At 74.9% G+C, this 17,807-nt stretch carries 14 protein-coding genes; 2 read left to right on the top strand and 12 right to left on the bottom strand.

Going from position 1 to position 17,807, the window contains the following annotated elements; all coding sequences use genetic code 11:
* Positions 1-37: 37 nt before the first annotated feature.
* The 4 genes from nagB to H2O74_RS03655 form a co-directional block, all read right to left on the bottom strand.
* Positions 38-823 carry a glucosamine-6-phosphate deaminase gene (nagB, locus tag H2O74_RS03670; protein ID WP_182113176.1) on the bottom strand — a complete coding sequence of 262 codons (786 nt, stop codon included), beginning with the start codon at positions 821-823 and terminating at the stop codon, positions 38-40.
* A 424-nt stretch (positions 824-1,247) separates the two neighbouring features.
* A complete protein-coding gene (locus H2O74_RS03665; RefSeq protein ID WP_182113175.1) occupies positions 1,248-2,507 on the bottom strand; it encodes a PP2C family protein-serine/threonine phosphatase in 1,260 nt (419 codons plus the stop codon).
* A 23-nt stretch (positions 2,508-2,530) separates the two neighbouring features.
* A complete protein-coding gene (locus H2O74_RS03660) occupies positions 2,531-3,667 on the bottom strand; it encodes an NADH-dependent oxidoreductase (RefSeq protein WP_182113174.1) in 1,137 nt (378 codons plus the stop codon).
* A gap of 191 nt (positions 3,668-3,858) precedes the next feature.
* Complete coding sequence (locus tag H2O74_RS03655; protein WP_182113173.1) at positions 3,859-5,517, bottom strand: FAD-dependent oxidoreductase; 1,659 nt, start codon at positions 5,515-5,517, stop codon at positions 3,859-3,861.
* 80 nt (positions 5,518-5,597) lie between these two features.
* Here H2O74_RS03655 and H2O74_RS03650 point away from each other — a divergent pair, with 80 nt between their 5' ends.
* On the top strand, positions 5,598-6,182 hold the full coding sequence (locus H2O74_RS03650; RefSeq protein ID WP_182113172.1) for a TetR/AcrR family transcriptional regulator: 585 nt from the start codon (positions 5,598-5,600) through the stop codon (positions 6,180-6,182).
* A gap of 52 nt (positions 6,183-6,234) precedes the next feature.
* Positions 6,235-8,859: a LuxR C-terminal-related transcriptional regulator gene (locus H2O74_RS03645; RefSeq protein ID WP_182113171.1), complete on the top strand. Its 2,625-nt coding sequence runs from the start codon at positions 6,235-6,237 to the stop codon at positions 8,857-8,859.
* A gap of 461 nt (positions 8,860-9,320) precedes the next feature.
* Here H2O74_RS03645 and H2O74_RS03640 read toward each other — a convergent pair whose 3' ends face one another.
* From H2O74_RS03640 to H2O74_RS03605, 8 genes are read right to left on the bottom strand one after another with little or no spacing between them, the layout of a single operon-like run.
* Positions 9,321-9,734, bottom strand: a complete 414-nt coding sequence (locus H2O74_RS03640) for a RidA family protein (RefSeq protein ID WP_182113170.1) — start codon at positions 9,732-9,734, stop codon at positions 9,321-9,323.
* A gap of 44 nt (positions 9,735-9,778) precedes the next feature.
* Positions 9,779-11,053, bottom strand: coding sequence for an alanine racemase (locus tag H2O74_RS03635; protein ID WP_182113169.1), 1,275 nt, complete (start codon positions 11,051-11,053; stop codon positions 9,779-9,781).
* The gene (locus H2O74_RS03630; protein WP_182113168.1) at positions 11,050-12,645 is read right to left on the bottom strand and encodes an amidohydrolase family protein; all 1,596 of its coding nucleotides are present in this window, start codon (positions 12,643-12,645) and stop codon (positions 11,050-11,052) included. The genes H2O74_RS03635 and H2O74_RS03630 overlap by 4 nt, the downstream gene beginning before the upstream one ends.
* Positions 12,642-14,081, bottom strand: a complete 1,440-nt coding sequence (locus H2O74_RS03625; RefSeq protein WP_182113167.1) for a family 20 glycosylhydrolase — start codon at positions 14,079-14,081, stop codon at positions 12,642-12,644. The genes H2O74_RS03630 and H2O74_RS03625 overlap by 4 nt, the downstream gene beginning before the upstream one ends.
* Positions 14,078-14,920, bottom strand: coding sequence for an ABC transporter ATP-binding protein (locus tag H2O74_RS03620; protein WP_182113166.1), 843 nt, complete (start codon positions 14,918-14,920; stop codon positions 14,078-14,080). Before H2O74_RS03620 ends, H2O74_RS03625 begins: the two co-directional genes overlap by 4 nt.
* Complete coding sequence (locus tag H2O74_RS03615) at positions 14,920-15,789, bottom strand: ABC transporter ATP-binding protein (protein WP_182113165.1); 870 nt, start codon at positions 15,787-15,789, stop codon at positions 14,920-14,922. Before H2O74_RS03615 ends, H2O74_RS03620 begins: the two co-directional genes overlap by 1 nt.
* Entirely contained in the window at positions 15,786-16,811 is a 1,026-nt protein-coding gene (locus H2O74_RS03610; RefSeq protein WP_182113164.1) for an ABC transporter permease, read from the bottom strand. The genes H2O74_RS03615 and H2O74_RS03610 overlap by 4 nt, the downstream gene beginning before the upstream one ends.
* A complete protein-coding gene (locus H2O74_RS03605) occupies positions 16,804-17,796 on the bottom strand; it encodes an ABC transporter permease (RefSeq protein ID WP_182113163.1) in 993 nt (330 codons plus the stop codon). Before H2O74_RS03605 ends, H2O74_RS03610 begins: the two co-directional genes overlap by 8 nt.
* Positions 17,797-17,807: the final 11 nt, after the last annotated feature.

Raw genomic sequence — 17,807 nt, 5'->3', positions numbered from 1 at the left:
ATCGACTGTCAATAGGTGCGGGCCTCGGGTCGCACGGTCAGATGTGCTGCCAGTCCGGCTTGCTCGCCCACGTCTGGCGGTAGTAGTCGGCCAGCTGGAGGCGGCTCGCGGCCGCCTCGTCGAGGAGCACCGTCACGTGGGGGTGGTGCTGGAGCACCGTGGCGGGCCACAGGGCGCTGACGGAGCCCTCGACGAGGTGGTGCACCGCCTCGGCCTTGCCCCGGCCGGTCGCGAGCAGGACGAGGTGGCGGGCGCCGAGGATGGTGGCCAGCCCCTGCGTCAGGACGTGCCGCGGCACGGCCTCGACGTCCCCGTCGAAGAACCGCGCGTTGTCGCGGCGGGTCTGCGGCGTGAGCGTCTTGACGCGGGTGCGGGACCCGAGCGAGGACCCGGGCTCGTTGAAGGCGACGTGACCGTCGGTCCCGACGCCGAGCAGCTGCAGGTCGACACCCCCGGCGTCGGCCATCGCGGCCTCGTACGACGCGCACGCGGCGACGAGGTCCTCGGCGTTGCCGTCGGGCGCCTGGACCGCGTCCGGCGCAAAGTCGACGAGCTGCTCCAGCTCCCGCTCGATGACCCGGCGGTACCGCTCGGGGTGGTCGGCCGGCAGGCCCACGTACTCGTCGAGCAGGAACGCCCGCGCCCGCGCGAAGGACAACGTGCCCGCCGCGTGGCGCGCCGCGAGCTCGCGGTACACGAGGAGCGGCGAGGAGCCCGTCGCGAGGCCGAGGACGGCGTCGGGCTTGCGCTGCAGGAGGCGCTCGACCGCGTCCGCGGCGATCTCCGCGAGTCGCTCCGGGGAGCTGTCGATCACGACTTCCATCAGGGTGCCGCCTTCACGTCCGGGGTCAGTGTCGGCCCGGCCCACGCCGGGCGGCCGGCGCCGGACGGGCGCATCACCGCGCCGCACGGCACGGCCGGCCACCGGGGCTGGAGCACGGGTCGTCCGACCCTATCCACCCCACGGCCGAACGCCGAGCCGGTGCCTGCGGCCGCGGCACGGACCCGGCGCGTCAGCGCCGCTCACCGATGGGGGCCTCGAGGCGCTCACGAGACCGGTCACGAGGCGGTGCGCTGAGGCCGCCGGCTGCACGAGAGGCCGGCGCCAGACGCCGCGGAGGGTTGCGACCGCAGAGCGGGCACAACCCGCCGCGCCCGGCAGCTGATGGCGCCCGGCAGCTGATGGGGCGCAGAGGTACGGGCGACGGGGGCGGGGACGAGGTGCGGGGACGTGGTGCGGCCGGCTGTCACGCCCGGTCCGAGCCCCCGCGGGTGCGCCGGGTGGTCGTGCCGCCGTGCCACTCGAGCAGGAGCAGGGCGGCGTCGTCCTTGATGTCGCTGCCCACCACCTCGAGGAACGCCTTCGAGAGCTGCTGGGCCACGTTCCGGGGGTGCTCGTGCGCCGTGTCACGCAGGAACCCGCCGAGGTCGAACTCCGCGGCCGTCCGCTCGAGCATCCCGTCCGTCATGAGCAGGAGCCGGTCACCGGGCAGGAGCTCGAGCTCCTGCTCCTCGTACGCGTCGGAGCCCAGGCCGAGCACCCCGTTGTTGGCGTGGCCGACGACGCTCGTCACGCCGTCGCGCAGCATCAGCGCGCCGGGGTGCCCCGCATTGATGACTCGCGCCCGCGTGGCCCCGTCCGTCAGGCCCTCGGCACCAGGCTCGTGGGAGCCCTCCACCAGGTCGATCTCCATGAGGACCCCGGTCACGAACTCCCCGCCCGACCCGTGGCCGGCGATCGCCTCGTGCGCTGCCCGGGCCTGGTCGGCGAGGCTCCCGCCGCCGCGGCGCGCGTGCCGCAGGGCGTTGACCGCCAGGGTGGCGAGCATGGCCGCGTCCTGGTCGTGCCCGACGGCGTCCGTGAGCGTCACGGTGAGGCGCTCGTCGGAGACGACGTAGTCGAACGTGTCGCCGCCCGCGCTGGCGGAGGGCTCGAGCCAGCCGGCGAGCGTGAAGGAGCCCCCCTCGCAGGTGAACGCGGCCGGCAGCAGGCGGCGCTGGATCTCCCGCGGGAGCGTGAACGGCGTCGACCGCATGGCCGTCTCGAAGGCGTCGGTGTGGCGCTGGTTGGCGACGACGACGTAGCCGAGCGCGTGCGCGACCGCACTCAGCTGCTCCGCGGCCGAGGCGGCGAGCGCGGCGCCGTCGTCCTCGGCGTCCTCCACCGGCCGCCAGCCCTCGACGTCCGGCAGCTCGACGACCAGCACGCCGAGGGCGTCACCGCGCACGGTGACGGGGACGTACGCCCGCCCGGCCTCCTGGTCGGTGAGCAGGCGCTGCTCGCGCCAGGCCCGGCCCTCGATCGTGGTGGACAGGTCGGACCGGGCGCCGCCGCCCGTCGCGTCGACCAGCGCGTTGCCGGCGGCGTCGGCGATGAGGAACGCCACGTGCTCGGCGCCCAACGATCGCGTGAGCATCTCGGCGGCGGCGGCGAGCGCGCCCGCGGGGGGCGCGTCCTCGGCGGCGGTCAGGAGCTCGGTGATGTCCACCTTGGGTCGCTGCGGCACGCGCAGAGGCTTTCACACCGCCGTCACCTGTGCTCGTCGATGCCCTCGAGGGGAGGGAGCAGGCCGCGGCCCGTCGTGGTGTACCACTCGACGAGGCCGGGCGGCAGGGCCAGGTCGTCGAGCCGGCCCTTGACCGTCGTCGCGATCTGGTCGGCGTGGCCCGCCCCGATCTTCGCGGCGAACTCCGGCTCCGTCAGCGCCGCCCTGCCGATGGCGACCAGGTCGCCGTGCGCGAGCGCGCGCTCGGCGTCGCGCGCCGTGAGGACGTCGGAGACCACGACGAGCGGGCAGCGTCCGGCGACGACGTCGCGCAGGGTCTGGGCGTAGGACCGGTCCGCTCCCGCGGGCGCGGTGTCGTAGCCGGTGAACTGCGAGACGTGCACGTAATCGACCCCGGCGTCGGCGATCCGGTCCACGAGCACCGAGCTCTCCGCGAGCGTGTAGCCCACCGTCTCGCCGTGGACCTCGTCCGGGCACAGGCGGTAGCCGACCGCGAACGGCCGGTGGGCCCTGCGGGCCACGGCCAGCACCTCGTCCAGCACGGCGAGCGGGAACGCCATGCGCCGCTCGAGGTCGCCGCCCCACGCGTCGGTGCGGTGGTTGGAGTAGGCCGAGAAGAACTGCTGCAGCAGGTAGTGGTTGGCGCCGTGGACCTCCACGCCGTCGAAGCCTGCCTCGATCGCCCGACGGGTCGCCTCGCCGAACGCCGCGATCGTGTCGCGGACCTCCTCCTCCGTCATCTCCTGCGGCACGTAGGGCAGCCAGTCGAACGCCTGCGTGCTCGGCGCCATCGCGCGGCCGGTCTCCGCGGCGGCGGGGTGGGCCTCGCGACCGCCGTGGTACAGCTGGACGATCGCGCGGGCGCCGTCGCCCTTGATGGCGCGGGCCAGCGCCGCCAGGCCCTCCACGTCGACGTCGTCGGCGATGGAGAGCTGGTGCTCGAAGCCGCGACCCTCGCGGGTGACGTACGCGGCGCCCGTGATGATCATCCCGGCGACACGGCTGCGGCGGGCGAAGTAGGCGATGTCCTGGGCCGTCACGTGGCCGGTCGCGGGGTCGGAACCCTGGACGACCATCGGTGCCATCACCAGGCAGTCGGACAGCACGACGCCGGAGGGCAGCGTGCAGGGCATCATCAGCGGTTCGGGGACCACGGTCACGGCTCTCCTCTCACGGAAGGCGTGCCGCGGTGGGCGGTCGTGCCGGCGGCACGCCGAGCGTCCTCGCCGTCTCCACGGTAGGTCGGCCCCCGGAGCCGGACGGTGGGACCTTGGGGCCGGTCCCGCCCCGCACGGTGACGGGGACGCCTTCGCGTCGCGTATCGACGCGAAGGCGTCCCCGACGAGCGCCGTCAGACCCGCGCGCGCGCCATGTGGCGCCCGGCACGCATGCCGAAGACCACGGCGGGGCCGATGGTCGAGCCGGGGCCCGGGTAGGTCCGGCCCATGACCGACGCGGAGCAGTTGCCCGCGGCGTAGAGGCCGTCGATGACCGAGCCGTCCTCGCGCAGCGCGCGGCCGTCGACGTCGGTCAGGACGCCGCCCTTGGTGCCGAGGTCCCCGACGACGAGGCGGACCGCCAGGAACGGGCCCTTCTCGATCGCGCCGAGGTTCGGGTTCGGGTGCACCGTGGGGTCGCCGTAGTAGCGGTCGTACGCGGAGTTGCCGCGGCCGAAGTCGCCGTCGACCCCGGCGCGCGCGAACCCGTTGAACCGCTCCACCGTGGCGCGGAAGGTGCGCGCGTCGACGCCGATCTTCGTGGCGAGCTCGGCGAGCGTGCCGGCCTTGGCCATGAGCCCTTCCTCGGTCATCGCCTTGGTCAGCCGCGGGTCCATGGCGTAGCTGCGCAGGTAGCGGCGCGCGTGGCGCACGTCGCTGACCATCCAGAACGCCCCGTCCTTGTCGTGCTCGAGCATGTGGTGCCCGAGGTCGACGTAGGACTCCGACTCGTTCGCGAACCGTGCCCCGTGGCGGTCGACGATGAGGCAGTACGGCAGCGACCGCTCGCCGACGAGGAAGCTCGGGCCGTGGCCCTGCGGCGCGGCCGTCGAGGCGCCCCACCAGGCGTCGTCCATGAGCGAGAGCGCCGCGCCGGCCTCCTGCGCGAGCGCGATCGGCACGCCGAGGTTGCCGGGGTTGCCCGACGGGCTGCCCTCGATGCCGTGGTACTTCTGGCGCCAGTCGACGTTGTGGTCGAAGCCGCCCGACGAGAGCATGACGCCGCGGCGGGCGCGGACGGTCACGGGGCGCCCGGCGCGCGTGGTCCGCACGCCGACGACCTCGCCGTCCTCGAGCAGCAGCTCCTCCAGCGGGCTGTTCAGCCACAGGCTGACGCCCTGCTTCTGCACGACGGCGTCCAGGAACGAGACCGCGAGCGCGCCGCCGATGCCGACCAGCGCCTTGCCGCGCACGAGCCCGCCGAGGGTCCGCCCGACGAAGCGCGCCCCGCGCAGGAAGCCGCTCGCGGTGACCCAGGAGCGCTCGAGCTCCCACATGTCCGCCGTCGCGAGGGGGAGCGGCATGATCGCGCGGCAGCTGCTCCACCAGTCGCCGATGACCTTGCGGTCCGCGGCCTTGCACTCGATGGCGCGGCCGATCTTCCCGCCCGGCCGCTCGGGGTAGTAGTCGGGGTAGTCCGGGGCGCGCATGAACTCCATGCCGAGCTTCTCGGCCGTGGCGACGAAGTCGTCGACGCCGTCGACGAACGCCTCCTTGCGCTCGCGCGACGTCGCGGGGCCGGCGTCCCCGACCGTCTCCTCGAGGTAGGTCAGCGCCTCGTCGCGCGAGTCGCCGGCGCCCTCGCGGCGCATCAGCGGGTTGTCGGGCAGCCACATGCCGCCGCCCGACATCGCGGAGCTGCCGCCCCACTTGTCGGTGGACTCGAGGATGAGGACCTTGAGCCCCTCGTCGGCGGCTCCCATCGCGGTCGCGAAGCCCGCGGACCCGCTGCCCACGACGACCACGTCGTAGGTCTCGTCGTACGTGCTCGTGGTGGGTGTGGGGGTGGGCATCGTGCCTCCTTGGCTGTGCCGGACGGCTTCGTCCGGGCGAGTTGAATCCGGACACCATTGTCCGGATCTACGCTGGCATCATGTCGAGCCCTAGGTCCCGAGGCAACCGCGGCCCCGCGGCCGCGGCCGGGAACCGGCGGGCCCTGCTCGACGCCGCCCGCCGCGTCTTCGCCGAGCGCGGCTACCGCGCGCCGCTGAGCGCCATCGCGCGCGAGGCCGGCGTCGGCCAGGGGGTCCTGTACCGCCACTTCCCCACGCGGCTCGACCTCGCCCTGGCGGTGTTCGAGGAGAACTTCGCCGAGCTCGAGGCGATCGCCACCCGCCCGGACCCGCGGGCGTTCGTCGACCTGTGGTCGCGCCTCGTGGACATCACGATCACCGAGTCGGCGTTCGTCGAGATGGCCGTGGACGCGCGCCGGTCGCTCGTCGGCCGGCACGACGACGACCGGCTGCGGGACCTGGTGGCCGGTGCGCTGACCCGCGCGCAGGAGGCCGGGCTCGTCGACCCGGCCGTGAGCGCCGACGACGTCGTGCTCATGCACCGGATGATCTTCGGAGTGGTGGTGACGTCGGTCGAGCACGATGACGCCGCCGTCCACGCCGCGGTCGACCGCGCGACGGCGCTGCTGCGTCGCGACCCGGGGGCCGTCACCGCGCCCCGCTGACGACCCCGGCGCCGACCGGCGGACCCGGTTCGGGCTGGTTAGTGTGGTTTTCGTGAGTGCCTCGGACGCACGAGCGGTCCAGGTCGACGCCGTCCGTCAGGCGGTCTCGGCGGGCACGTCCGTGTCCGTCGTGGGACTGCCCGGATCCGGGCGTACCGCGCTGCTGGCCGGGCTCAAGGACTCCCTCGAGGCCGAGGGATGGAACGTGGTGGTGCTGCCCGTCGCGGGCAGCGGGTCCGAGCTGCGCCGCCTCGAGGGACTCCTCCTGGCGGGCGTCACGCCCACCCAGACGGCCGCGAACCCGCTCGCGGCCGTCCTGGAGAGCCTGCTCCGCGCGGCGGCGCGGGCACCCGCGGCGCTGCTGCTCGACGACGCCGACCGCCTCGACGACGCGTCCGCGGCGGTCCTGGCCGCCGTCGTCGCGCGGCAGGGCGCCGTCGTCGTCGCGACGATCCGGCCGCCCTACCCGGGTGCCAGGTCGGTGGACCGCATCCTGGCCGGACGGGCCGCCACGGTGCTGTGGCTGCCGGCGCTGTCCTTCGAGGTCGTGCACCGGATCATGGTCGAGGAGCTCGCGGGCGACGTCGACACCGACGTCGCGGCCCGCGTCTACGCGCTGTCGGGCGGGCTCCCGGGGATCGCCCGGGCGATCGTGCGCGAGGCCCGGCGCGCCGGGCACCTCGTCCGCCGGGACGGGGGGTGGTGGCAGGCCGTGCGCGACCTGTGGACCCCGGCCCTCGCCGTGGTCGTCGGCCGCCTCCAGGAGGGGTGCGGCGAGGACGAGCACCGGGCCATGCAGGTGCTCGCCCTGATGGGCCCGACGGAGGTGCGCACGGTGACCCGGCTGCTGCCGTGGTCGGCGGTCGTGGCCCTCGACGACCGCGGGATCGCCCGCTTCGTCGAGTCCCCCGGCGCCCTGCGCGTGGCGCTCTTCCCGCCGCTGCTGAGCGACCACCTGCGCCAGACCGGGCACGGGGCGCGCGGACGCGCGGCCGTCGACCTGGTGCAGGCCGCGCTCGGCCGCGAGGACGACCCGACGCTCGTCCCGGACCTGCCCACGGCGCCGCCCGGGGCACCGCGGCACTGGGCCTCCTCCCCCGAGTCCGCGGCGGTGCTCGGGCGCGTGCTGCGCGAGCAGGCGCGCAGCGCCGTGCTCGTGTGCCGGGACGCCTGGGAGCAGGAGCCGACGGGACGCACGACGGTGCTGTACCTCGATGCGCTGCTCGCGGCCGGCGGGCACGAGGCGACGATCGAGGCCGTCCTGGCGGCCACGCGGTCGAGGATGGCCGCCGAGAGCGCCGACCTCGCGTTCGTGCGCGTGTGGGAGGCCGGCTACCAGGCCCTGAACCGGCACGACCCGGTCGCCGCCCTCCGCGTCCTGGGGGAGGCACGTGCCGACGCCGCGCTCGACCCGGCGCCCGTCGACACCGCGCTCTTCGACGCCACCGAGCAGCACATCCGGCTCGTCCTCGACGGCGTCCCGCCGCGCGCGCCCGGCCTCCCCCCGCTCGTGAGCACCGCGCCCGAGGACCTCGGAGCGGCGCGGCGCGGGGACCCGCTCGGTCAGGTCGACGACGTGACGCGGACGATCCGCGCCGAGCTCCTCCTCGCGCGGGGCCAGGTGGTCACCGCCCGGCGCGAGGCCGCCGCCGTGGCCTTCCCCGCCGAGTCACCGCGCCGGGACGACGCGGCCCTGGTCCCGCTCGCCGAGCTGTGCTCGGGCGACGTGGACGCGGCGATCACCCTCGCGCGCCGGCTGCTGGACCAGGCGCAGGGCAGCCTCGACCAGGCGCAGATCGAGCCGCAGGGCCACGTCCTCGCCCTCGGCCTGTTCCTCCAGGGCCGTCTCGGGACGCTGCGGACGCACCTGACGAGCATGCTCGCGATCAACGCACCCACACCGCAGCGGCCGACCGCGCGCGCGGGGCTGCTCAACCTCGCCGCGATGCTCGCGCTGGTCGACGGCGAGGTCGCGACCGCCCGGTCGATCGCGTCCCAGGTCGAGGCCTTCGGGCTGCTCGGTGCGCCGTACCCGTTGACGCGGTCCGGACCGGTGCGCGCGGGGGTCGCGCTCGCCTCCGGCGCGGGCCTCGCCCAGGCGGCGGGGGCCGCGTGGGAGGCGGTCGACGACCTCGTCGAGCGCGGGTACGTCCTCGCCGCGACCTTCGAGGCGGCGTGCCTGGTGGGCATGAGCGTCGACGCGACGCGCGCGGCCCGGGTCTGCGCCGGTGCCGTCACCGCCGAGGGCACCCTGCTGCCCCTGCTGGGCGGGTACGTCCACGCGGCGACGTCGGGGTCCCCCACGCTCCTCCTCACCGCCGCCGACGACCTCCGGTCGGCCGGCCTGGGGCTCCTCGGGACCGTCGCGCACGCCGTCGCCGTGCGGGCCCTGCGCGCCGACGGCGCCCCGGCGGCGGCGGCGCGCGAGTCGGCCCGCCTGCGCCTGCTGGTCGGGGAGGCGGGGGACGGCCTCGACCTCCTGCTGCCCACCCTGAGCCGCACGCGGGAGCTCACGGCCCGCGAGCTCGAGATCGCGCGCCTCGTCGCCGACGGCCTGACCAACCGCGAGATCGGCCAGCGCCTGGTGCTGAGCGAGCGCACCGTGGACAACCACCTCTACCGGCTCTTCCGCAAGCTCGGCGTCGCGTCGCGCGACGAGATCGCCACGATGCTCTGAGCGCCCCGCGCCCCGCACGGCGAGGCTCACCGTGCGGCGCGGTGGTGCCCCACGGGCTCCCGACCGGGCTCCATCGGGCGCCGGCCGGGGCCCGGATCCGCCGCGACCGCGCCTGAGCCCGTGCCCGGGCGGGTGAGATGGGCATCGACGCGGCCGGATGGCGGTCCGCACGCACCACCGGAGGCGGATCGCCGTGGGGAGACCAGGAGTGATCACCACGTGCCCGCTGCCGGGGCCGACCGATCCGCCCTCGCAGCGGGACCTGGACCGCGCGGTGCTGCTCCACCGTCTGGCCACGAGCCGGACCCTTCGTGGCACGGCGCCCCTCCGGCCCGTCCCGCTCGGCCGCGCGGCGGTCGGCCGCGTCCGGACGTCCCCCGGTCCGGACGCGGACGGCTGACCGCGCGGCCGGGCGCCGCCCCCGCCGGCCGCGGCAACCAGGCGGCCGGCGGGGCCGTCGGCTACCGGTCCGCGACCACGGCCATCGCGTCGATCTCGACCATCATCTGCGGGTGCGGCAGGCCGACGAACACCGTCGTGCGGCACGGCGGCGCGTCGTGGGTCACGTGCTCGGCCGTGAACGCGGCGTAGGCGTCGTTCATCGCGGCGAAGCTCGACTGGTGGTGCAGGTAGACGCGGACCATGACCACGTCGTCCCACGTCGCACCCCCGGCCTCGACGACGGCGCGGACGTTCTCGAGCGTGCGGGTGGTCTGCGCGCCGACGTCGCCCAGGTGCACGTACTCGCCCGTCTCCGGGTCCGCCGGGCCCTGCCCCGAGACCTGCAGGACGTCGCCGACGCGCACGCCCTGGGAGAAGCTGTGGGCGGGCGCCGGGGCACCGGTGGTCGTGATCTTCGAACGTGCGGAAGCCATGGGTCTCTCCTGGGGGTGGGAACTGGTACTCGGTGCTGCGGTCGTCAGAACTCGGTCAGCAGCACGTCGACGACGCGGCCGGCCGGGTCGGTCAGCAGCGCGGCGCGCCACTTGTCGAAGAGCGTGCACGGGTGGGAGATGCCCAGCCCGACGACGTCGCCCACGCGGGGCGCCGGCGACGCGCCGGCCTCCACCCGCAGGTACAGGTGCTGGTCGTCGACCTTCGTGACGACCATGCCCGACGCCGGCTCGGGGTCGAGCCAGCCGGCGCCCTCGCGCCGGCGCACGCTCAGCACGGTCGGCAGGTCGATGTCGTAGGGCACGTCGCGGCGGCCGGCGCCGCAGATCGCGAGCCCGTCCTGGGGCACCGAGAGCACCTGGCACCACACGGTCGCGGCCGCGCGCATCGCGACGGGCTCGGGCAGCCGCGCCCACGGGTCGGCGCGCGCGCACAGCCCGTGGTCGTGCGTCGCGTACGCCCCGGAGCGCAGGACGACGCGCCGCGGTGAGGCGCCCGCCGTCAGCTCGCGGAGCACGACGTCGACGTAGGCGCTGCCGCCGGCCGAGACGACGGGCTCGGCGACCAGGCCGTCGGCGACCAGGGCGTCGGCGAGGCTCACGAGCTCGCGGCAGAACGCCGCGACCCGTTCGAGGTCGTCGCCCGTCGTGCCGGACGCGACGGACCCCTCGTACCCCGCGACGCCGGCCAGCGGCACGCCCGCGGCCACCACCCGGCGGGCCAGCGCCACGGCGTCCGCGACGGACCGGCACCCGGTGCGCCCGCCGGGCACGCCGAGCTCGACCAGCACGCCGACGTCGTCGCGCACCTGCGGTGCCGCGTCACGGAGCGCGGCCGCCGCGGCCGCCAGGCCCTCGTCGCCGTCCACGTAGGCGAGCAGCTCGCCCGGGGATCCCGCGGCGCGCGCCGCCGCGAGGTCGGCCACGGCCCAGCGCCAGTCCCGCCCGTCCACCATCTCGTTCGCCACCAGGACGCGTCGCACGCCCCAGGACCGGACGACGCGCAGCTGGGTCGCCGTGGCGACGGTGGCGCCCCACGCGCCGGCGCGCTCCTGGCGCGCGTAGAGCCCCGCGGACATCGACGTCTTGAGGTGCGGGGCGTGCAGGGCGCCCCGCTCGGCGCACACCCGTGCCATCGTCGCGAGGTTGTGCTCGAGGGCAGCCTCGTCGATGGTCAGCAGCGGCCAGGCGAACCGGTCGTCGGTCACGGGCGGCGCGTCGGCGACGAGCTCGGCGATGCTCGTCGCCGCCGCCAGGCGCAGACCCTTGGTGCTCGGTCCGAGCACGCGGTCCTCGATCATCGTTCCTCCGTGGGCCGCAGTGCCCGGCCCGGTCGCCGGTCGGTCAGCTCGCCGTCGCGCAGCACGGGCACGCCGGCGACCAGCACGTCGTCGACGCCGACCGCGAGCCGGCGGGGGTCGGCGTAGGTGGCGTGGTCGGCGACGCGGTCCGGGTCGACGAGCGCCAGGTCGGCGACCCAGCCCTCGCGGACCTCACCGCGCCGGCCGAGCCCGAAGCGGCGCGCGGTCCCGGTCGACAGGTGCTGCACCGCCTGGGCCCAGGTCCAGTCGCCGAGATCCCGGACGTGGACGCCGAGGAAGCGCGCGAACGCGCCCCACCCGCGCGGGTGGGGCCGCCCGCCCGCGTAGATCGCGTCCGAGCCGCCCAGGTGGGCGTCGTGGCGCAGCAGCGCCCGGACCTGCTCGTCCGTGTGCGACGGCTGCTGCTCGAACACGCAGCCGACGCGCAGGCGCGAGGCGACGAGCAGCTCGAGCACGGCGTCGGCGGGGTCCAGCCCCAGCTCGGCCGCCGCCTCGCGCACGGTCAGCCCCTCCGTGGCCTGGAGGGGTCCGGGCACCGCGGCGAGCGTGACGCGGTCCCACAACGGCTCGAGCGGCGCGAGCTGCTCGTCGCGCAGGCGCCGGCGCACCGCGGGGTCCGCCAGCATCGCCAGGGCCGCGTCGACGTCGGCGATCGGCACCCAGTCCGCCATGGTGAGCATCGACAGGATCGACGAGCCGCGCAGGTACGGGTACGAGTCGAACGTCACGTCCAGCTCGGTGCGCGCGGCGTCGAGCGCGGCCGCGAGCGGCTGTGCGGGCCCGTGCAGGTGCGAGACGTGCGTGGCCACCCCCGTGGACCGTGCGAGCCGCAGGAGCTCGTCGAACGCGCCCAGCGCGCGGTCCTGGTAGCCGCGCATGTGGCTGACGTGCGGCAGGCCGTGCCGCGCGAGGACGCGCGCGAGCGGCACGAGCTCGTCCTCGTCGGCGAACCGGCCCGGCACGTACTCCAGGCCCGTGGACATGCCGCACGCGCCGTCGTCCAGCGCCTGCTCGAGCCGGCGCACGAGCAGCCCGCGCTCCGCCGCGTCGAGAGGGCGGCGCTGGGCCCCGGTCACGGTGTGCCGTAGCGTCCCGTGCGGGGCGAGGTAGGCGACGTTGAGCGGCGTGGCGCCGTCGTAGGTCGCCAGCAGCTGGGCCACCGACCCGCCCGTGAACTGCGGGTGCGCGCCGTTGATGGCGGTGAAGTAGCCGGTCGCCCAGGCGAACGACGAGTCGGCCGCGGCGCCGGGCGCCGTCGGCGCGTACGAGACCCCGTCCTGCCCGACGACGACGGACGTCACGCCCTGGCGCAGCAGCGCGTGCTGCACCTCGGGCCGGAAGATGGCCGCCTCGCCGTGGACGTGCGCGTCGACCAGGCCGGGCAGCAGGAGGCGGCCGCCGCCCTCGATCACGTCGTGGGCGCCGTCCCCCTCGGTCGCGCCGCCGGCGGGACGCACCCGCGCGATCGTCGGACCGTCGACGAGCACGTCCCACCGGGTCTGCGGGCGGTCGCCCGCGGCGTGCGAGGCGCCGGGCGCCGCGACGAGGCGGACGCCGCGGATCTCGATCACCGGGGGTCGGCCGCCAGTCCCTGCGCGGTCCAGCGTGCGCGCACGACGTCGAGGCGCTCGCGGAAGGCGGCGAGGTCGCGCCGGTGCGGCGGGGTCCAGGCCACCTCGGCGAACGCCGCGAGGCGCGGCAGCAGCATCGAGAACAGGTCGTCGTCCGTGTGGATGGTCTCCGTCCAGACGGCGGCCTCGACGCCCGCGACGTGCGCGGCGTCGAGCCCCGGCAGGGTCTCGAGCGGCTCCCACCCGTAGGCGTCGTCGAGCGTGAGGCAGCCTGCCCACGTCAGGCCGAGCGGGCTGTCCTCGTCGTACTTCATGTCGAGGTAGGCGCGCGAGGCCGGCGAGAGGAGCACCCGCGCGCCGGCGGCCGCGGCGGCCGCGACGACGTCGGCGTCCTGCTGCTCGTGCCAGAACTGGACCACGGTGCCGGCCGGCAGGGACGTGCGCGCCGCCTCCTGCCACGCGACCGCGCGCTTGCCGGTCCGCGTCACGGCCTCGACCGCACGGTCGACCAGCGCCACGTACTCGTCGCCGTCCAGGGACAGCGGCTCGTCGCCGCCCAGGTGCAGGAACGGGCCGGGGGTCATCGCCGCGACGTCCGTGAAGACGTCGGTGAGGAAGGGCACCGTCTCGGCGTTCTCCAGGCGCAGGCGGCTGAAGCCGACCTCGGTCCCGGTGTAGACGTCCACCGGCTCGCCGTCCGGGTTGAGCGCGGGCTCGGCGTGCAGCGCGGCGTTGACGTGGCCGGGCACGTCGACCTCCGGCACGACGACGATCCCGAGGTCCGCCGCGCGGTCCACGATCCGCGCGTAGTCCGCCGCCGTGTAGAAGCCGGCGTCGCCGCCGTCGACGGCCGTGCCGCCCGAGAGCTCGGTCAGCCGCGGCCGGGACGCGATCTCGAGGCGCCAGCCCTGGTCGTCCGTCAGGTGCAGGTGCAGGACGTTGAGGCGCAGCGACGCCATGACGTCGAGCACCCGGTGGATCGACGCGACGGGGAAGAACGACCGCGCGACGTCGAGGCTCAGGCCCCGCCACGCGAAGCGCGGGCGGTCCTCGACGCGCAGCGCCGGCAGCAGCAGGCCGCCACCGACGGGCTCCGCGAGCTGGGCGAGGACCGTGGCGCCGTGGCGCAGGCCGGCGACGTCGGACGCGGTCACGACGACGCCGTCCTCGCCGACCGTGATCGCGTAGGCCTCGCGGTCGACGGACTCCGGGACCGCCGGGAGGTCGGCCACGGGCGCCGTGAGGCGCAGGGCGATCCCGCCGGCCGCGTCCTGGGTGTCGGTGAGCGCGTCGCGCTCGACGCCGAGCGCCTCGGCGAGCCGCTCCGCCGCGGCGGCGGCGGCCGCGGGGGCCGCTATCAGGGTGCGGGGCGTGACCAGGAAGCCGGCTCCGGGGCGCTCGTCGACGAGCGCGGGCAGGGGCAGCGCGCGCGTCATGCCGACGCCCGCTTCGCCGCGACCTCGGCCCGGACCTCGGCGCGCAGCGCGCCGTGGCGCGAGGGCTCGGGCGCCGCCGCCAGCAGGGTCTTCGTGTACTCGTGCTGGGGGTCGAGGATCACCGAGTCAGCCGCGCCCCGCTCCACGACCGTGCCACGGTGCATGACCATGATCTCGTCGGAGAAGTGCCGGGCCGTGGCCAGGTCGTGCGTGATGTAGAGCACCCCGAGGTTGTCCTCTCGTTGCAGGCGGGCGAGCAGGTTGAGCACGCCGAGACGGATGGAGACGTCGAGCATGGAGACGGGCTCGTCGGCGATGAGGAAGCGCGCCCCGGGCGCCAGGGCCCGCGCGATCGCGACGCGCTGGCGCTGACCGCCCGACAGCTCGTGGGGGCGGCGCGCGGCCACGGTCGCGGCCGGGCCGAGGTTCACCCGCTCGAGCAGCCGGTGCACCTCGGCGTCCAGCTCGGCGCCGCGCAGCTCGGGCCGGTGGATCCGCAGCGGGCGCTCGAGGTGGTGGTGCACCGAGTGGAACGGGTTCAGGGACGCGAACGGGTCCTGGAACACCATCTGCACCTGATGCCGGTAGCCGGCCAGGGCACGACCGCGCGTGGGCGTCGGCGCGCCGTCGAGCAGGATCTCGCCCCGCGTGGGCACCTCGAGCTTGGCGAGCATGCGGGCGATCGTCGACTTGCCCGACCCGCTCTCGCCGACCAGCGCGATGGTGCGGCCCTGCTCCAGGGTGAACGACACGTCGTCGACGGCCCGCAGGTCCGTGCGGCGCAGGCCGCGGCCCAGGCGGAACGTCTTGGTGACGCCGCGGACCTCGAGGTTGCCCATCAGTGCTCAGCTCCCGTCCGGACGAACGATCCCCGGTCACCCGTCAGGCTCGGGAAGGACTCGAGCAGCATCCGCGTGTACGGGTGCTGCGGCGCCGTGTAGATGGTCTCGGAGTCGGCCAGCTCGACGATCTCGCCGTGGCGCATGACCGCGATGCGGTCGCTGATCTCCAGCAGCAGCGGCAGGTCGTGCGTGATGAACACGACCGCGAAGCCGAGCTCCTCGCGCAGCCGCATCAGCTCGCGGATGATGCCGCGCTGCACCACGACGTCGAGCGCGGTGGTCGGCTCGTCCATGATCATGACCTGCGGTCGCAGCGCGAGCGCCATCGCGATCATCACGCGCTGACGCATGCCGCCCGACAGCTCGTGCGCGAAGCTGCTCAGCCGGGCCGGGTCGACCCCGACCAGGCGCAGCAGCTCGCGGCTCTGGGACTCCTTCTCCGCCCGCGACATGCCCGGGCGGTGCGTGGTGAACACGTCGAAGAGCTGGGCCCGGACCGTGATCACCGGGTTCAGCGAGTTCATCGCGCCCTGGAAGACCATCGAGACCTTGTCCCACCGGTACGCCCGCAGGCGGTCGCCCGACAGGGCCGTCACCTCGATGTCGGTGCCGCTCTCGTCGTGGAAGACGACCTGGCCGCCCACCATGCTCGCGGGCGCCCGCAGCAGCCGGTTGAGGCCGTACGCGAACGTCGTCTTGCCGCAGCCGCTCTCCCCCGCGAGGCCGAGGATCTCGCCCCGGTGCAGCGTCAGCGAGACGTCCTTGACCGCGTGGACGACGTCGTCGCCCAGGTAGTCCACCGAGACGTGGCTCGCGGTCAGGACCGGAACCTGTGCCGCTGCGGGGATCTGCTCCGGGGCGCTCATCGGACGTCCGCCTTCGTCGTCGTCGTCGTCGCCGGCTCCGCGTCCTGCGGCTCGTCCGGCTCTGTGGTCGCGGCCGACGGGCCGACGACGTCCGGCGGCGCGTCGACGCGGCGCGCGAGCTTGCGCCGGGCGCGCGTCGCCGCGGGCACGTGGCGCAGCTTCGGGTTGACGATCTCGTCGATCGCGAAGTTGATGAGGGACAGCCCGGCGCCCAGGAGCGCGATGAGCAGGCCCGGTGGCACGAACCACCACCACGCGCCGCGCGTCAGCGCCGACCCGGCCTGGGCCTCGTTGAGCATGGTGCCCCACGTGATCGACCCGGTCGGGCCGAGGCCGAGGTAGGACAGGCCGGCCTCGCCCAGGATCGCCAGCACGACGGCGAACAGGAACTGCGCCGCGACCAGCGGGAGCAGGTTCGGCAGGATCTCGACGCCGATGATCCGCAGCGGCCGCTCCCCCGCGACGCGCGCGGCGGCGACGTAGTCCCGGGTGCGCAGCGACCGCGCCTGGGACCGCAGGACGACGGCCGAGCCCGCCCAGCTCGTCAGTCCGAGCACGAGCGCGACGAGCGCGATGCTGCGCCCGGGCAGGTAGCTCGACAGCACGATCACCAGCGGCAGGCCCGGGATGACGAGCATGACGTTGGTGACGAGCGAGAGGAACTCGTCGGTCCACCCGCCGACGTACCCGGACACGATGCCGAAGATGACGGAGAGGCTGAGCGCGATGAGCCCCACGAGGATGCCCACGAGGAGCGAGCCGCGCGCGCCGTGGGCCAGCTGCGCGAGCACGTCGTAGCCGAGCGACGTCGTGCCCAGGGGGTGGGCGAGCGTCGGCGGCTCCAGGGCGGGGTTGCCCGAGAACTTGGGGTTCTGCACGAAGTACGGCGCGAGGATGCCGAAGAGGGTGATGGCACCGGTGAGCACGAGGCCCGTGGTGAGCTTCGCGGAGCGGCGGGGCAGCACGAGCCCCAGGCCGCTGCGCCGCCGCGGGGCCTCGGGGGTGGCGGAGGGCTCAGGCATGGTGACGGGTCCTGGGGTCGATGAAGCCGTAGACGATGTCCATGAGGAAGTTGGCGGCCAGCACGGCGATGGTGATGAACAGGAACACCCCCTGGATCAGGGCGTAGTCGTTGTTCTGGACCGACTGGATGAGCAGCTTGCCGACGCCGGGGTAGCTGAAGACCTGCTCCATGACGATCGAGCCCGCGACCACGAAGCCGAGCGAGATGCCGAACCCGGCGATCGACGGCAGCGCCGCGTTGCGCGTCGCGTACGTGGTGAAGATGCGCAGCGGCCGCAGGCCCTTGGCCTCGGCGGTCGTGATGTAGTCCTCCGCGAGCGTGGAGACGGTCATGTTGCGCATGCCGAGCAGCCAGCCGCCGACCGAGCTCAGCACGATCGTCACCGCGGGCAGGATGCCGTGGTAGACGGCGCTGCCGAGGAACTCCCAGCTGACCTCGGGTCCGGCGAACGTGAACACGTCGTACCCGCCGATGATCGGGAAGGCGCCCAGCGTCACGGAGAACGCGAACACGAGCAGCAGCGCGAGCCAGAAGTACGGCACGGACTGCAGGACCGTGGTGAACGGGATGATGTGGTCGACCCACGTCCCGCGCTTCCAGCCGATCCAGGCGCCGAGGCCGATGCCCAGGACGAACGAGACAGTGGTCGCGAGGCCGACGAGGACGACGGTCCACGGCAGCGCCTGCATGATCAGCTCGACCACCGGGGTCGGGTACTTCGTGATGGAGACCCCGAGGTCGCCCTGGAGGATGCGCCCCCAGTAGGAGACGTACTGCTCCCACAGGGTGGCGTCCGAGGACGAGCCGAGGAGGAGCTCGATGCTCCGCACCGTCGCAGGCGTGACCTCACCGTTGCGAGCCAGCTTGGCGAGCATGATGCCCACTGGGTCGCCCGGCAGGAGCCTGGGGATGAGGAAGTTGAGGGAGACCGCCGCCCAGAGCGTGATCAGGTAGAACGTGATGCGCCGGACGTAGTACTTCACTGCGGTCCCCT

It is taken from the genome of Actinotalea sp. JY-7876 (assembly GCF_014042015.1).
Classification (GTDB): Bacteria; Actinomycetota; Actinomycetes; order Actinomycetales; family Cellulomonadaceae; genus Actinotalea.
The sequence above is the reverse complement of the archived record's forward strand: the minus strand, read 5'-3'. Positions and strand labels throughout refer to the sequence as shown.

Bases quoted from the DNA above. Each gene is read 5' to 3' on its own strand.
- nagB (WP_182113176.1), bottom strand. From the start codon at position 823: ATGGAAGTCGTGATCGACAGCTCCCCGGAGCGACTCGCGGAGATCGCC.
- H2O74_RS03655 (WP_182113173.1), bottom strand. From the start codon at position 5,517: ATGCCCACCCCCACACCCACCACGAGCACGTACGACGAGACCTACGAC.
- H2O74_RS03650 (WP_182113172.1), top strand. From the start codon at position 5,598: ATGTCGAGCCCTAGGTCCCGAGGCAACCGCGGCCCCGCGGCCGCGGCC.
- H2O74_RS03640 (WP_182113170.1), bottom strand. From the start codon at position 9,734: ATGGCTTCCGCACGTTCGAAGATCACGACCACCGGTGCCCCGGCGCCC.
- H2O74_RS03635 (WP_182113169.1), bottom strand. From the start codon at position 11,053: ATGATCGAGGACCGCGTGCTCGGACCGAGCACCAAGGGTCTGCGCCTG.
- H2O74_RS03625 (WP_182113167.1), bottom strand. From the start codon at position 14,081: ATGACGCGCGCGCTGCCCCTGCCCGCGCTCGTCGACGAGCGCCCCGGA.
- H2O74_RS03620 (WP_182113166.1), bottom strand. From the start codon at position 14,920: ATGGGCAACCTCGAGGTCCGCGGCGTCACCAAGACGTTCCGCCTGGGC.
- H2O74_RS03615 (WP_182113165.1), bottom strand. From the start codon at position 15,789: ATGAGCGCCCCGGAGCAGATCCCCGCAGCGGCACAGGTTCCGGTCCTG.
- H2O74_RS03610 (WP_182113164.1), bottom strand. From the start codon at position 16,811: ATGCCTGAGCCCTCCGCCACCCCCGAGGCCCCGCGGCGGCGCAGCGGC.